Raw genomic sequence first — 14,553 nt, forward strand, 5'->3', positions numbered from 1 at the left:
GGCGGACGGAGCGGAGCCCGAAGCCGAGAAACTGCCGGACGCGTGAGACCCCGAAGCCGCGGAGACGTCAGCGGGCACAGGACCGGCGACCGTAGGAGCGGCGGCAGCGTCGAAGGCGGCTAACCACCCCGCGTCGTGCTGCCCGCCGATCGCGTCCAGGAGCACCGGACGGGCGTGGACCGGGAGCTCGCCGCGCAGATGCGTACGCAGCGGCGTGGCCAGCCGATCGTTGATCAGCCGCCACACGTCCGCCCCGCAGGCCGACCACAGGGCCGCCCAGCCGTCCGGGCCCAAGAGGTCGTGCGCCTCGGACCGGGCGGCGGCCCACGGGTTGGTACGGATCGCCGCCCGCACCGAAGCCCCCGCCGAGCCGTGGACCGGCGGGCAGCGCTGCGCGCGCAGTTCGGCCTCGATCGCCCCGTCCGCCGGGTCCGGGGCGGTGCCGGGCAGGCCACGGCGGCCGGTCAGCAGCGCCGCCGCCCGGGCGCCCGCCAGCGGGGAGGCGAACCAGACGATGTGGCGCGGCTCCGGCAGCCCCGCGGACCGATACGCGAGGCGCACGGCGTCGGCGGCGGCCTGCCGATCGGCCGGAGCCGTGGACAGGCCCGCGGCCAGCCACTTGGCGGAGACGGCGCCCAGCGTGGCGGCGGGAGTGAGCGTGGCGGCCATCAAGCCCTCCAAAACGTCGGGGGCCGGCAAGACCCTCCAACGGACACAACCGAGTACGACAAATGCAAATCAGGCGCCCAAAAGCCCAAGCCGCCAACGACCAAGACAAAAGCGGAGCAGACGACCAGGCAGCGCGATCAGTCAGCGACGTACCGATAAGCGCCCGGCACATACTCCCGCTGCCGGACAATCCGGTAAGAACCAGCCGGAATCGTGATAGTCCCGTGCTCCTCATGCACGACCCGAGCCCGCGTGACGATCTTCACAAAGAGCCGGTCGATGTCGTCCCGATCGGCCAGCAGCACAGTGTCCGGCCCGACGATCACGTGGGCGTGCCCGGTCGCCTCCCCGCGCGCCAGCACCATCCGCCCAGCACGGTCACGCGGCGCCGGAACGGCCGTGGCCGGCACCTCAGCGGACGGCACAGGCACCAGCAGCACGTCACCTTGTCGATACACAGTCGCACTCCCCTCGACGGCGTACGCGTGAGTGAGCGGCGAAGGAATCTCGCCCCCACCTCCAACGCCCCGCACGATAGACCGGGGGTACGACATTTTTTCCGCCCCCGCGCGTCCGGACGTGGCGGGCTGATGGACAATGGTTGACGAGCAACAGGAGGGGAGTATTCCCCCGCAGCGGTGGTCGTCAGCACGGTGCCTCACGGAAACGTGGGGGTCTACACCCGGCGCCGCTGGTCATCCGGCGTTTGCGGATGGCGGAAGAGACCTCCGGTGTCAACTACACAGCCCGCGTGGCCCTCGGGGTCGACGCGGCCTGTGGTGTGTCTACCGGAGGAATTACACGTGGACGTTGCCGGCTGGATCTGGACAGCGACTCTCGTCGGGCTGAGCGCCATCCTGTTGTTCGATCTCGCGATCGTCGCGCGGAGGCCGCACGAGCCGTCGATCAAAGAGTCGACGATCTGGGTCACGGTGTACGTCGGGCTCGCCCTCCTCTTCGGCCTGTTCGTGCTGGCCATGTGGGGTGGCAACTACGCCGGCGAGTTCTATGCGGGATGGCTGACCGAGTACAGCCTGTCCGTCGACAACCTGTTCGTCTTCGTGATCATCCTGTCCCGGTTCAAGGTGCCGCGGCAGTACCAGCAGAAGGTGCTGCTGATCGGCATCGTGCTGGCGCTGATCATGCGCGGCGGGTTCATCGCGGTCGGGTCGGCCGCGATCAGCAGGTTCTCCTGGGTCTTCTACATCTTCGCGGCGTTCCTGGTCTACACCGCGGTCAAGCTCGCGATGCAGGGCGAGACCGAGGCGGAGGACTTCAAGGAGAACGCGCTGATCCGCTGGTCGCGCCGGGTGCTGCCGATGACCCCGCAGTACCAGGAGTCGCGGCTCACCGCGCGTGACGAGCGCGGCCGCCTGCACATGACGCCGATGATCGTGGTGCTGATCGCGATCGGCACGACGGATCTCATCTTCGCGCTCGACTCGATCCCCGCGATCTTCGGGTTGACCGCCGAGCCCTACCTGGTCTTCACGGCCAACGTGTTCGCGTTGATGGGACTGCGGCAGCTGTACTTCCTGATCGGCGGACTCCTGGACCGCCTGGTCTACCTGTCGATCGGGCTCAGCGTGGTGCTCGGCTTCATCGGCGTGAAGCTGTTCCTGGAGGCGCTCGCCGACAACAACCTGCCGTTCATCAACGGCGGCAAGCACGTGGGCTGGGCTCCGCACATCGGCATCCAGATGTCACTGGCGGTCATCATCGGCACCCTCGCCATCACCACGGTCGCGTCCCTGGTCAAGTCAAGGCGCGACGAGCGTGCAGCAGCCGCACAAGCGGACAAAGCTCACAAAATTCCCTAAAGCCTCGCCGGGGGTCGCGCTGAGCGTCAAACAGCGCGACTATGGGGTACCACGGCCGGGCGGGTGATGCATCTTGCACGAAATGACGCACCGGGGCCAGCTTGCAGCGGCCCCAGCGGTGCTGTGCCCGTTCACGCCGCGGATCTCCCCGCACGCGGACGCGGTGCAGCGTTGGTCACTGCACTGGGCGACCCGGCACGGCCTGCTCGATCGGCCCGGGGCCCGCGCGGCGTTCGCGCGGGCCCGGTTCGCCAACCTCATGTGCCGCGCGCACCCGGACGCCGCCGAGCCGGAGCTGCGGCTGGCCACGGCCTGGCTGATCAGCATCTTCGTCCTCGACGACCTGCTGGAGCGGGCCCTGGTGCGCGATCCGGAGCCGGCCCGCGCGGCCGTCACGGAGGTCGTGCGGCTGCTGCGCGACCAGCAGCCGGCCCCGATCCTCGGCACGGCGCTCGGCCGGCCCCTGGCGGGCGCGCTGAGCGAGGTGTGGAAGCGCACCGAGCCGCGGGTCAGCCCGGTCTGGCGCGAGCGGTTCGTCGGGCACGTCGCGGACTACCTGGCCGGCACGCTGTGGGAGGCCGGCAACCGGGTCGCCGACCGGCCGCCGCTGCTGGAGGAGTACCGCCGGATGCGCCACCACAGCGCGGCCACCGACATGTTCTTCGACCTGATCGAGCCCATGCACGGCGTCGAGCTGCCCGCGAGCCTGCTCGAGGACCCGGACTTCGGCACCGCACGCCGTACCGCCGGGACCGTGATCGGGATCTTCAACGACCTGATCTCGTGGCCGAAGGAGGCCGCGGTCGGCGACCACCACAACATCGTCTTCTCGTTCCAGCGCGAGCAGCAGCTCCCGCTGGAGGAGGCGGTGCTGGCGGCGGTGGCCGAGCACGACGCGCGGATGGTCGAGTTCCAGGTCGCCCGGGACCGCCTCGAGGCCCGCTGGTGGGGCGACCCGACCGCGGTCGTCGGCATCACCGACCTGGTGCACTGGATCCGCGGCAACGTCGACTGGTCGCTGGAGTCGGGCCGGTACACCCCGGAGGAGATACCGGCCCCACGCCGTCCAGCCGACTAGTGGCCGATCAGGAGTGCGCGCGCTTGCGGGCGACGCGCTCGCGGTCCTTCTGGTCGAGCATGACCTTGCGGATGCGGATCGCCTGCGGCGTGATCTCCACGCACTCGTCCTCGCGGCAGAACTCGAGGGCCTGCTCCAGCGACAGCTTGCGCGGCGGGATCAGCTTCTCGGTCTCGTCCGCGGCCGAGGAGCGCATGTTCGTGAGCTTCTTCTCCTTGGTGATGTTCACGTCCATGTCGTCGGCGCGCGAGTTTTCACCGACGATCATGCCCTCGTACACCTCGGTGGTCGGCTCCACGAACATCGAGCCGCGCTCCTGCAGGTTCATCATCGCGAACGGGGTCGCCACGCCGGAGCGGTCGGCGACGAGCGAGCCGGTGGCGCGGGTGCGCAGCTCGCCGTACCAGGGCTCATAGGACTCGAAGACGTGGTGCAGGATGCCCGTGCCGCGGGTGTCGGTCAGGAACTCGGTCCGGAAGCCGATCAGCCCGCGGGCCGGCACCAGCCACTCCATGCGAATCCAGCCGGTGCCGTGGTTCACCATCTGCTCCATGCGGCCCTTGCGGGTCGCCAGCAGCTGCGTGATCGCGCCCAGGTACTCCTCGGGTGCGTCGATCGTCAGCCGCTCGGTCGGCTCGTGCACCTTGCCGTCGATCTCGCGGGTGACCACCTGCGGCTTGCCGACGGTCAGCTCGTAGCCCTCGCGCCGCATCTGCTCCACGAGGATCGCCAGCGCCAGCTCGCCACGGCCCTGCACCTCCCACGCGTCGGGCCGCTCGGTCGGCAGCACCCGCAGCGACACGTTGCCGACGAGCTCGCGCTCCAGCCGGTCGCGGACCAGCCGCGCGGTCACCTTGGCCCCCTTGACCTTGCCGGCCAAAGGAGACGTGTTGGTACCGATGGTCATCGAAATCGCCGGCTCGTCGACCGTGATGCGGGGCAGCGCGATCGGGTTCTCGGCGTCGGCGAGCGTGTCACCGATCATGATCTCGTTGATGCCGGCCACCGCGATGATGTCACCGGGGCCCGCCTCCTCGGCCGGCTTGCGCTCCAGCGCCTCGGTCATCAGCAGCTCGGAGATCCGCACCTGGGTCTGCGTGCCGTCCTCGCGGCACCAGGCCACCGTCTGCCCCTTGCGGATGCGCCCCTCGCGGACCCGGCACAGGGCCAGGCGGCCGAGGAACGGCGACGCGTCGAGGTTGGTGACGTGGGCCTGCAGCGGCGCGTTCTCGTCGAACGAGGGCGCCGGGATGGTGTCGAGCAGGGTGCGGAACAGCGGCTGGAGGTTCTCGCTGTCCTCGGGGATGGTGCCGTCCTTGGGCTGCGTGGTGGAAGCGATGCCGTCGCGCGCACACGCGTACACGATGGGGAAGTCGATCTGTTCCTCATCGGCGTCGAGGTCCAGGAAGAGCTCGTAGGTCTCGTCGACGACCTCCTTGATCCGCGCGTCGGGGCGGTCCACCTTGTTGATCACCAGGATGATCGGCAGCCGGGCCTTGAGCGCCTTGCGGAGCACGAACCGGGTCTGCGGGAGCGGGCCCTCGCTCGCGTCGACCAGCAGCACGACCCCGTCGACCATGGTCAGGCCGCGCTCGACCTCGCCGCCGAAGTCGGCGTGGCCCGGGGTGTCGATGATGTTGATCGTGACGGGGTCGCCGTCCTGCGGGACGTACCGCACCGCGGTGTTCTTGGCGAGAATGGTGATGCCCTTCTCGCGCTCCAGGTCCATCGAGTCCATGACCCGGTCGGTGAGTTCGGCGCGGGCGTGGAAGGCGCCGGACTGCCGCAACATCGCGTCGACGAGGGTGGTCTTGCCGTGGTCGACGTGGGCGACGATTGCCACGTTGCGGAGATCTGAGCGGGTCTGCATGCCTCCTATTGTTCCAGGCCCCAGGTGAAACATTCCGGGGGTCCCGCGCGTCCATTGATTACCGCTAGCCTGTCGGACACGGGGAGGTACAGGCGGCAATGAGCCACTATGAGGACGACGACACTTCCGAGTTCGAGCCCTACGAGGTACCAAAACGGCGCAAAACGGGCGGGATAGTCCTGCTCAGCGTGGCCGTGGCGGTGGTCCTGATCGGGTGCGGGGTGCTGGCCGCCACGCTGGTCAAGGGCGGTGGGCCGGACGCGAGACCGGCCGCCGCGGAGCGCGGGGACGGATCGACACCCATCTCGTCGTACTCCGCGCCGGCGCCCACCACCGAAGCGCCCGTCGCGGTCGCGGAGACCACTTCCGCCCCGCCGACCACGAAGGCACCGTCGCCGACGAAGAAGCCGGCCACCAAGAAGCCGTCGCCGAAGGTCACCGAGACGGTCACGCCGCCGGCCCCGCCGCACAACACGTGCGAGCCGGTCCGCGGCACGAACCAGCTGCCCAAGGCCACCGTCAAGGGCTACCTCGACAAGGCCGCGACCACGCACTTCTGGGGCACGAAGACCGATCCGGACTACGAGCAGATCGTGGTACCGCAGCGGCTCCTGTATGCCGTCGCCGAGCAGGAGAGCGGCTGGCAGACCGACATCAAGGCGTGTGACGGGGGACTCGGCGTGATGCAGGTCATGCCCGACACGCAGACCTTCGTCAACAACCGGTTCGGCACGAGCTGGGACCGCAGCAAACCCGACCAGAACGTGATGCTCGGGGCGAACTACCTCGCCTGGCTCATCGCGTACTACGGGCCCAAGCTCGGCACGTACGACATGACCGACACCAAGCTGCTCAACGCGGTGATCTCGGCCTACAACTGGGGCACGGGCGGCGTGGACTACGCGGGCGGGGTGTACCCCAACCCGCAGTACGTCCAGAACGTCCGCGCCCTGATGGTGGCCAGCCGCGCCGGCAACTACTGAGGTCAGTCTTCCTGAAACGTGGAGGGGCCGACGTCGGTGTACTGCTCGGCGTCGGCGTCCCACTCGAACTGCCGGCCCTCGGAGCCCACGGCCACGAGCTTGCCGAACGCCGGGTAGCGCTCGACCAGCCACTCCAGCTCGGGCATGAGCAGTTCGTTCGCATCGGCCAGCTGCTCGTCCGACTCGTCTCCGACGAGCAGGTTCCAGCCGCTGGCCCGGCGCCCACCAGGACCGGGCGGCAGCGTGGCGTCCTCCGGGTCGTGGTACACGTATCCGGGGGTCAGCGACTCGTCCTCCACCAGCCGCCGCGACGCGAACGCGATCAAGTCACCCATGCCGTCCAGTATGGCGGGTGCCCTCCGGGAGGTCCGCGATGACCACTGCCGCATCCGAGCACCGCACGACCGCCGCACACTTCACGGCCCTCGTGCACGGCACCACCGACTGGGACGCACCGGCGCCCGTCGAGGACTGGACGGCCCGCGACGTGGTACGCCACCTCGTCGAATGGCTCCGCGCCTTCCTCGAGTCCGGCGCCGGCGTCACCCTCGCCCCGGTCCCGTCCGTCGACGACGACCCGGTGGCGGCGTGGGACACGCACGCCGCCGCGGTCCAGGCGCTCCTCGACGACCCCAACTCCGCCGACGTGCCGTTCACCAACCGGCACACCGGCTCGATGCCCCTGCCCGACGCGATCGCGACCTTCTACACCTCCGACGTGTTCCTGCACAGCTGGGACCTGGCCCGCGCGACCGGCCAGGACGAGCGGCTGGACCCGGCCCGCTGCGCGGCGATGCTCGAGGGCATGCTGCCGCTGGACGACCTGCTGCGCTCCAGCGGCCAGTACGGCCCGCGCGTCGAGGTCCCCGCCGACGCCGACCCGCAGACGAAGCTGATCGCCTTCATCGGCCGCGACCCACGACGCTGAGCGGGATCCGCGCCCGGCCCGCCGGGATCCGCTCCAGGACGCCGCCTTCGAAGACGTCGTAGAGCGGGAGCGTGCGCAGGTGCACGTACCCGATGTGGCAGTCGCATCGGTCGTTGGGGCAGGGCCGCTCGCCGCGCTGCCGTGCCCACGACCCGTCGTAGAGGTTGCCGAGCGGCTCGGGCACGAAGTGGCAGCGGCGCACGGTCCCGTCGCCGAGCACCGAGATCACGTCGTCGCCGGTCCGGCACGCCTGCCCCAGCGACGCATGCGACCGCACGCTGTAGCCGAACAGCGGATCGATCCCGGTCCACGCCGCCTCCTCCGCGGGCGTGTAGACGTGCCCGTCGGCGGCGTTCACCCAGAGGTACACCCCGGGATCGAGTCGCTGACGAAGGTCCGCCGCCGCCGCGAAGTGCTCGGGCAGCCCCACGATCCCGACCGAGTGCCGGATCCCGTGGCGGGCGAGCGTCGCGCACGCGGCCAGAAAGCGCTCCGGGGTCGTCTGCCCCGGATGGTACGTGCACCACAGCGCCAATCGCGCCGGATCAGCCTCGCCGACCCAGCCCAGCCGGCCCGACAGGTTCGTCTGGATGGCCGCCCGCTCGACGTGGGGCAGGCGCGACAGTTCGACGAGCGCCGTGCGGTACCAGCTGCGGGTCAGCCCCTCACCCCAGGGCGTGAACAGCACCTCGACGGGTTCGTCCGCCGTCCGCACCCAGCCCACGAACCGCTCCAGCGCGGCCCGGTCCTCCCGCAGCAGCGCCGGCGGATCGCGGCGCTTCGCGAACGGGCAGTACGGGCAGTCGTAGTTGCAACTCGCGAGCGGCCCGCGATAAAGAATCCTCATCGCGTCACGTGCCCCGCCATCGCCGCCCGCACATCGGCCGAGACCAGCCACGGCCCGATCGCGTCGGAGTGGGCGAGCCCGTCCGCGGTGAGCCGATGCCCCTCGGCGTACCCGGCCGCGCGAAGCCGTTCCAGCGCCGGGAAGTCGTCGTCGGCCGCGGTGCCGAACCGCGCCCGGTACGCCGCCGCGTCCAGGCCCTCGGCCCGCAGCAGCGACTTGAGCAGCCACCGCCGCCGCTGCTCCTGCGCGTCGAGCGCGAACCCGACCTCGGCGACGTCGAAGTCGGACTCCGGCCGCGCCAGGTAGTCGTCGAGGATGCCGCGCACCTGGCGGACGCTGACCGCGTAGTCGAACGAGTAGTGCAGCGCCGTCGTGTACGACCGAGCCCCACAGCCCAAGCCGACCATGCCGTCGTCCTGGCAGCAGTAGTCGTCGACCTTCCCCCGCCGCGCCTCGCCATCGCGGGCCTCGGCGCCACCGCCGTCACCACTGCGGCCATCACGATCGCGGCCCTCACGATCGCGGCCCTCACCACTACGGCCCTCACCGCCGCGGCCCTCACCGCCACGGGCCTCACCGTCGCGGCCCTCGACGCCGCGGGCTTCGGCGCCGCGGGCTTCGGCGCCGCGGGCTTCGGCGCCGCGGGCTTCGGCGCGGCGGCCCTCAAGGCGCTGGACTGCGGCGCGCGAGGCCTCAGCGGGACGGGTCTCGGCGCGGCGGAACTGGCGCATGGAGAGCTGCTCGTAGCCCGCGTCGGTGAGCCGTTGGACCGCGTGGCGGTACAGGTCCAGGCGCTGGGCGTCCCAGGCCGGATCGGGCTCGTCGCCACCCCGGCGGCCGAGACCGGTCAGCGGGCGGACGTAGAGCGGGTAGAGGTACAACTCCTCGGGGTTCCACCGAAGCGCGGTGTTCAGCGACTCGTCCCAGGTCGCGCGGGTCTGGCCGGGGATGCCGTAGATGAGGTCGATGTTGAGGTCGGCGGGGCCGGCGGCGCGGATCGTGTCGAGGGCGCGCTCGACCTCGGCCCGGCGCTGCGGGCGGCCGGCGGCGTGGGCCTCGCTGTCGAGGAAGCTCTGCACCCCGATGCTGACCCGGGTGGCGCCGCGCTCGGCGAGGACGGCGAGCCGGTCCGGGGTGGCCGTGGCCGGGGACGTCTCGACCGACAGCGGGACCCGGCCGAGGCCTGTCGTCCGTTCGAGGAGGTCGAACAGCTGGGTCAGCTCGCCCGCCGTCAGGTACGTGGGTGTGCCGCCCCCGATCGCCGCCCGCGCGTACCCGGCGCCCGGAATCGCGTCGGCGACCCGCCGCGCCTGCCGGGCGAGCTGCGCCAGATAGGCGCTGACCTGCTCGTGCGGCGGGTTCGCGCGGGTGAACAGGTTGCAGAAGCCGCAGCGCATCTCGCAGAAGGGCACGTGGACGTACAGGAACAGGCTTGTCGTGTCCTCGCCCCGCCACACGTCGGCGAGCCGGGGTCGCGGGTCGAGCGGGCGGTAGGCGGTCTTGTGCGGGTACGCGTACAGGTAGCCCTGGTACGGCGAGCCGAGGTTCACCATGCTCCGGCCTCCAGCGTGAACTCGGCGTACGGCACGGTCCACACGACCTCGTGGGCGAGCCGGTGCCCGGTGTGCCCCTCCTCGCCGTAGGCGGTGCCGTGGTCGCTGCACAGGATCACGTGGCACGGCCGCCCGCGGGACGTGACCAGGCGCAGCAGCTCGGGCAGGTGCCGGTCCACGTACTCGAGGGCCGCCCCGTGCGACGCCATCGAGTCCTCGGCCGCGCCGGGCAGATAGTGCCGGTTGGGCTGGTGCATCGCGGCGACGTTGACGAACGTGAACAGCGCCCCGACCGGCGGCAGCACCATCGCAAGGGTCGCGATCTGCGCCTCGAAGCAGCCCGGGCTGGTGACGCCGAACTCGGGCATCCAGTGCGCCTCGTCGAACAGGTCGGGCAGCACGCACCCCTGCGGCGAGGTCATCGCGAAGAACCCGACGCCGCCGAGGCACACGGTGTGGTACCCCTCGTCCCGCAGCCCGGTGACGACGTCCGGCGCGTCGAACACCCAGGTGTCGGCGCCGACGCTGGTGCTGCCGGCGAACCGCGCCGCGAACGGCCGCTCGTGCGGCCCGGGCGTCACCGGCGTGGGCAGGAAGCCGCCGAAGAACGCATGATGCGCCGCGTACGTGAACGAGGCCGGCGTGTGCCGCCGCTCCCACGCCCCGCCCGGCAGCACCTTGGCCAGGTTCGGCGTACGGCCCGCCGCGAGCAGGTCCGCGGCCACGTCGTACCGCAACGTGTCGAGCGTGACGAACAACAGGTCATGCGTGCCGAGCAGCGACTTCATGCCGCCACCTCCCAGAGGCGCACGTCGTCGGCCGCATCGCGCCGCAACCTGCCGACGGCGCCGGACCGCGGTGTCCTCATGCCGCCATCACCTGGCAGCGCGGGAAGCCCGCCGCATCTCGGTGTGACCAACAGCTGCGACCTCATGCCGCCACCGTCCAGTGCTGCAGGGCCGCGATCTCGGCGGCGTAGGTGTCGCGGCCGTCGACGAGCAGGTTGGGCAGCAGGTCGCCGAAGGCGTTGACCTCGGCGACGGCGTGCTCGCCGTAGCCCGCGGCGAACATCAGGTCGACGCCCACGTGCAGGCTGCCCGGGAAGCAGGCGGCCGCCCGCTCGCAGGTGGCCATCGCGGCCGCCCAGCGCTCCTCCCCCGCCGCGGCGCGGATGCCGGCCAGGTCGCCGCGGGCGTTGCCCAGGTGCAGGTTGGTCAGCGGCGTGCGGCTGGTGCGGGCGACGACGTGGCCGGCCCGGCCCGCGATGACGACGACCCGCAGGTCGAACACCTTCCCGGCGTAGGCGGCCTTGGGGAACCAGCGCTCGACGTGCAGCCCGTCGGCCCCGAGCCGGTCGACGATCGCGGCGACCGTGCGCTCGTCGGTGTAGTGGTGCACCCGCAGCTCGTTGTAGAGCTTTCCGCCGTCGAGAGCAGCCGACGTGTACGCGCTGACCCGCCCCTTGTTGAACGCCAGCGCGACGACGCCGGAGGCCGAGCTGCCATGCGCGGGCTTCACGAAGACCCGCGGCCGACCGGCGGCGCGGACCTCCTCGTAGCTGCGGGCCGAGAACCCGTCCGGGACCGGCACCCCGCGCGCGCCGAGCAGGGCGTGGCAGCGGCGCTTGTCGAACAGCACCGCGAGCTCGTCGACGGGCGTGGTGAGCGGCCCGGTGGCGGCCCGCTCGACCCGGCGGGCGGCGGCCATGAACCCCGCGTACCACGCGGCCAGGCCGACGATCTCCCCGTGCTCGGCCACCCGATCGGCGCCGCGGAACGGCCGCTCGGCCCCGACGCCCTCGCTCAGCGACCCGGGCACCAGCCGGTCCACCTCGGCGTCCCCACCCATCGAACCAGGCGCCGCCTCGAACCGGCCGGCGCCGCGGAACAGCCGGTCGACCCCGGCGTCCCCACCCATCGAACCGGGCGCCGCCTCGAACCGGCCGGCGCCGCGGAACAAGCGGTCGACCTCGGCGTCCTCGCCCGGCGACTCGAGGCGCACCAGTGAACCGGGCGCCAGGTCGAAGCGGCCGGCGCACACGTCCCGCCAGCCGACGACCGCGGGCTCAGGCAGGCCCGCGGCGACGGCGGCGGCGCGGAACAGCTCCACCCGCCGGTGCCCCGGTATGCCGACGACGGTGATCATGGCTACTCCGCCACCGAGATGTAGCGGAAGCCGTCCTCGTCGATGGTCTGCTCGTCGGAGACGTCGACGCGGACGCCGGGCAGTTCCTCGGCGAAGCGGGCGGCCATGTCGGGCGACATGAAGTGGTGCGAGAGGTCCAGCGAGCGCAGGTGAGTCAGCGGCTGGCCGAGCAACAGCGCCTCGGCCCCGGCGTCGGACAGGGCGCCCAGCGACAGGTCCAGGTGCTCCAGCCGGGCGACGACCGGCGCGGCGGCCACGGCACCGGCGACGTCGTCGGCGATCTCGGCGTTGCGCAGGGCCAGCCGCTTCAGGGCCGGCAGTTCCGTGCCGTTCATGATCGGCGTGAGGTCGTCGACGACCGCGTCCCCGCCGTACTCCTGCGTGCCCAGCCACAGCTCCAGGTCGGCGAGGGCGGGGAACGACGAGTCGTTGAAGCCGCGGAGGAACGCGGCCGGCAGCCCGCCGGCCTCCACGTGCAGCTCGCGGAGGCGGCGGTGGCGCACGGGGGCGAGGCTCAGCCCGCCGCCGCCGCGGATGTGCAGGACCTCCAGCGCGGGAAAGGCTCCCAGCAGCGGCGCGTACTCCCCCTGGTTGATCCAGGAGATCTCGCACTCCTCGAACGTCATCTCACCGATGAACAGCGCGCGCAGCTCGGTGAGCTGGTCGCGGCGCGCGGTGAGCAGGTGCAGCGGCGGCGGCTCGGACATCGGCTCGCCCCACACCCCGACCACCAGCGCGGTGACGTTGTGCGCGCCGACGGTGGCCAGCAGCCGGTCGAGCGTCTCGGCGAGCTTCTGCTCGTCGTCGTCGTAGTCGCCGATGCGCCAGGCCGCCTTGTCGCCGCGTGCGGGACCGTCCCGGCGGTCCCGGCGGGAGTGCTCGAACCGCCGGACCGGCAGTCCCGCGAAGGTGGTGATGTTGCTGCCGATCGTCATGGTCCGGAACTTAGCAGGACCCCCCGACAATTCTGCTCGCGTCGGCCGGGAGCAGCGGCGATGCAAGATCCCAGCCCGCCGCGAGCAGGTCGTCGAGGGCTTGCACGGCGCGGGTCAGGCGCGTCCGGTACGGCCCGGTCAGCTCGATCCACGGCACCCCGCGCGCGGCCAGCTCGTCGCGGAACCGGCCCGTCATCCAGGCCCGCAGGTGCTCGCCGTCGCGCATGCCGTCGTCCTCGAACGGCACGTCCTCGTGGCTCGTCAGGAGGTACAGCGCGGGCCGTCGCGCAGCGTCGCGCACCGCTGGCGACGTGTTGCCCAGGTACCGCTCCTCCCAGATCGAGGTCGCAAAACTGTCGGTGTCGCAGAGCAGAATGGGGCCGCCGGATCGGGCCGCGGAATCCTCGGCGGCGTTCTGCTCGCGGGTGACGGTGACGAAGTCCTCGCGGGTCCACACGAGGTCCTCCATGGTCCGGCCCGGCGGCAGAGCACCCATCTTCAGGGAGGTCAGCATGCGGCCGTATTCCTCGACCCAGGTGGTACTGGCGAAGACTCCCCCGCGCAGGCGAAGATGCGCGGCCAGGGCCCGGGCCAGGGTGGTGGTGCCCGACGACTCCGCGCCGACGACCACGACCCGCTTCACGAACCAGGCGCGCACCGGCGGCGCGAGCTTGTCCCAGTTGGCGACCGGATCGCCGCGCACGGCGGTGCCGGAGACGGGCACGGTGCCGCGGGCCGGGTCGACCGGGACGTGCACGGCGTCGAAGCGGCGAGCCAGCTCCTCGCCGTACGCCTCGGAGGAGAAGACCCGGTCGACCCGCCGCCCGCCGACGGCCCGGCGGAACGTGGCGGTGTGGGCCTCCCAGGCCGCCTCGGAGCCGTAGTCGACCGGGGTGTCGTCATAGACGCCGACGAACCGCACGTGCGGCGCGCCGGCGTGCACCTCGCGCAGCCACGCGAGCCGGTCCTCGAGCGGGATCGACTCCACTGTGGACGGTGCGACGACCACGGTCACCTCGTCGCACGCCCGCGCGGCCGTGTCGATGAGGTGATGGTGACCAGCATGCGGCGGATAGAACTTGCCGATGACTAGTCCGTGGACCACGCCGGGCTCCCCTCCGGCGCGGTGCGCAGCTCGGCCCGCCACGCCCGCAGCCCGAACGCGCACAGCGTGAGGAAGACGAGGTAGAGCAGCGCGGTCAGCCAGAGGTCCTTGTACCCGTACAGCGGGATGTAGATGACGTCGACGGAGATCCAGAACCACCAGCTCTCCACGAGCCGGCGCGTCTGGCCGTAGGTCGCGAGCAGCGAGACGGCGGTCGTGAAGGCATCGGGCCAGGGCACGGTGGACTCGGTGAACCGGTCGAGGTACCACCACAGCGCCACGGTCAGCAGCACGCCCGCGATCGCGAGCCACCACCACTCGGCCCGGGTCGTGGTGCGGACGCGCTGCAGCCGGCGGCCGGTGCTCCAGCACCACCAGCCGTAGCCGCCCACGATCACGAAGACGACCTGCAGCCAGGCGTCACCGAAGAGCCCGACGTGCCAGAAGGCGACGATGAAGAGGAGGTTGTTGGCGATCCCGACCGGCCAGTTCGCGATGTGCTGGCGCACCACGAGATAGACACAGAGCAGTCCGCTGGCGAATCCCAGCAGCTCAGCCCAGGTGGTCGGGGCGCCGAAGGCGTGGAATGCCGCAGAGGTGAGCCAGTCGAGCACGGTCTA

The 14,553-nt window shown here is 71.4% G+C and carries 14 protein-coding genes; 4 read left to right on the forward strand and 10 right to left on the reverse strand.

What is annotated here, in order from left to right:
* Positions 1–806: 806 nt before the first annotated feature.
* A complete protein-coding gene (locus ACQPZ4_RS40680; RefSeq protein WP_433048548.1) occupies positions 807–1,109 on the reverse strand; it encodes a hypothetical protein in 303 nt (100 codons plus the stop codon).
* A gap of 363 nt (positions 1,110–1,472) precedes the next feature.
* On the opposite strand from ACQPZ4_RS40680, the gene ACQPZ4_RS40685 reads away from it, so the two are divergent.
* Complete coding sequence (locus ACQPZ4_RS40685) at positions 1,473–2,489, forward strand: TerC family protein (RefSeq protein ID WP_433048551.1); 1,017 nt, start codon at positions 1,473–1,475, stop codon at positions 2,487–2,489.
* Between the two features lie 82 nt (positions 2,490–2,571).
* Positions 2,572–3,567: a terpene synthase family protein gene (locus ACQPZ4_RS40690; RefSeq protein WP_433048554.1), complete on the forward strand. Its 996-nt coding sequence runs from the start codon at positions 2,572–2,574 to the stop codon at positions 3,565–3,567.
* A 7-nt stretch (positions 3,568–3,574) separates the two neighbouring features.
* Here ACQPZ4_RS40690 and typA read toward each other — a convergent pair whose 3' ends face one another.
* Positions 3,575–5,437, reverse strand: a complete 1,863-nt coding sequence (gene typA / locus ACQPZ4_RS40695) for a translational GTPase TypA (protein ID WP_433048556.1) — start codon at positions 5,435–5,437, stop codon at positions 3,575–3,577.
* Between the two features lie 98 nt (positions 5,438–5,535).
* On the opposite strand from typA, the gene ACQPZ4_RS40700 reads away from it, so the two are divergent.
* Complete coding sequence (locus ACQPZ4_RS40700) at positions 5,536–6,420, forward strand: transglycosylase SLT domain-containing protein (protein ID WP_433048559.1); 885 nt, start codon at positions 5,536–5,538, stop codon at positions 6,418–6,420.
* A gap of 2 nt (positions 6,421–6,422) precedes the next feature.
* Here ACQPZ4_RS40700 and ACQPZ4_RS40705 read toward each other — a convergent pair whose 3' ends face one another.
* Entirely contained in the window at positions 6,423–6,755 is a 333-nt protein-coding gene (locus tag ACQPZ4_RS40705) for a hypothetical protein (protein WP_433048562.1), read from the reverse strand.
* Positions 6,756–6,793: 38 nt separating this feature from the next.
* On the opposite strand from ACQPZ4_RS40705, the gene ACQPZ4_RS40710 reads away from it, so the two are divergent.
* On the forward strand, positions 6,794–7,348 hold the full coding sequence (locus tag ACQPZ4_RS40710) for a TIGR03086 family metal-binding protein (protein ID WP_433048564.1): 555 nt from the start codon (positions 6,794–6,796) through the stop codon (positions 7,346–7,348).
* Here ACQPZ4_RS40710 and ACQPZ4_RS40715 read toward each other — a convergent pair.
* The 7 genes from ACQPZ4_RS40715 to pnuC all read right to left on the reverse strand — a co-directional run bounded on the left by ACQPZ4_RS40715 (position 7,323) and on the right by pnuC (position 14,547).
* Positions 7,323–8,195, reverse strand: coding sequence for an STM4011 family radical SAM protein (locus ACQPZ4_RS40715; RefSeq protein ID WP_433048567.1), 873 nt, complete (start codon positions 8,193–8,195; stop codon positions 7,323–7,325). The genes ACQPZ4_RS40710 and ACQPZ4_RS40715 overlap by 26 nt on opposite strands.
* A complete protein-coding gene (locus ACQPZ4_RS40720; protein WP_433048570.1) occupies positions 8,192–9,748 on the reverse strand; it encodes an STM4012 family radical SAM protein in 1,557 nt (518 codons plus the stop codon). Before ACQPZ4_RS40720 ends, ACQPZ4_RS40715 begins: the two co-directional genes overlap by 4 nt.
* The gene (locus ACQPZ4_RS40725; RefSeq protein WP_433048573.1) at positions 9,742–10,536 is read right to left on the reverse strand and encodes an STM4013/SEN3800 family hydrolase; all 795 of its coding nucleotides are present in this window, start codon (positions 10,534–10,536) and stop codon (positions 9,742–9,744) included. The genes ACQPZ4_RS40720 and ACQPZ4_RS40725 overlap by 7 nt, the downstream gene beginning before the upstream one ends.
* 142 nt (positions 10,537–10,678) lie before the next feature.
* A complete protein-coding gene (locus ACQPZ4_RS40730; RefSeq protein ID WP_433048576.1) occupies positions 10,679–11,893 on the reverse strand; it encodes an STM4014 family protein in 1,215 nt (404 codons plus the stop codon).
* A gap of 2 nt (positions 11,894–11,895) precedes the next feature.
* Positions 11,896–12,828, reverse strand: a complete 933-nt coding sequence (locus tag ACQPZ4_RS40735) for an STM4015 family protein (protein WP_433048579.1) — start codon at positions 12,826–12,828, stop codon at positions 11,896–11,898.
* Between the two features lie 10 nt (positions 12,829–12,838).
* Positions 12,839–13,933 (reverse strand): AAA family ATPase, encoded by a 1,095-nt coding sequence (locus tag ACQPZ4_RS40740; RefSeq protein ID WP_433048582.1) that lies wholly within the window; start codon positions 13,931–13,933, stop codon positions 12,839–12,841.
* Positions 13,918–14,547 carry a nicotinamide riboside transporter PnuC gene (gene pnuC / locus ACQPZ4_RS40745; RefSeq protein WP_433048585.1) on the reverse strand — a complete coding sequence of 210 codons (630 nt, stop codon included), beginning with the start codon at positions 14,545–14,547 and terminating at the stop codon, positions 13,918–13,920. Before pnuC ends, ACQPZ4_RS40740 begins: the two co-directional genes overlap by 16 nt.
* Positions 14,548–14,553 lie beyond the last annotated feature (6 nt).

Origin of the sequence: Dactylosporangium sp. CS-033363 (assembly GCF_050942475.1) — a bacterium.
Lineage (GTDB): Bacteria > Actinomycetota > Actinomycetes > Mycobacteriales > Micromonosporaceae > Dactylosporangium.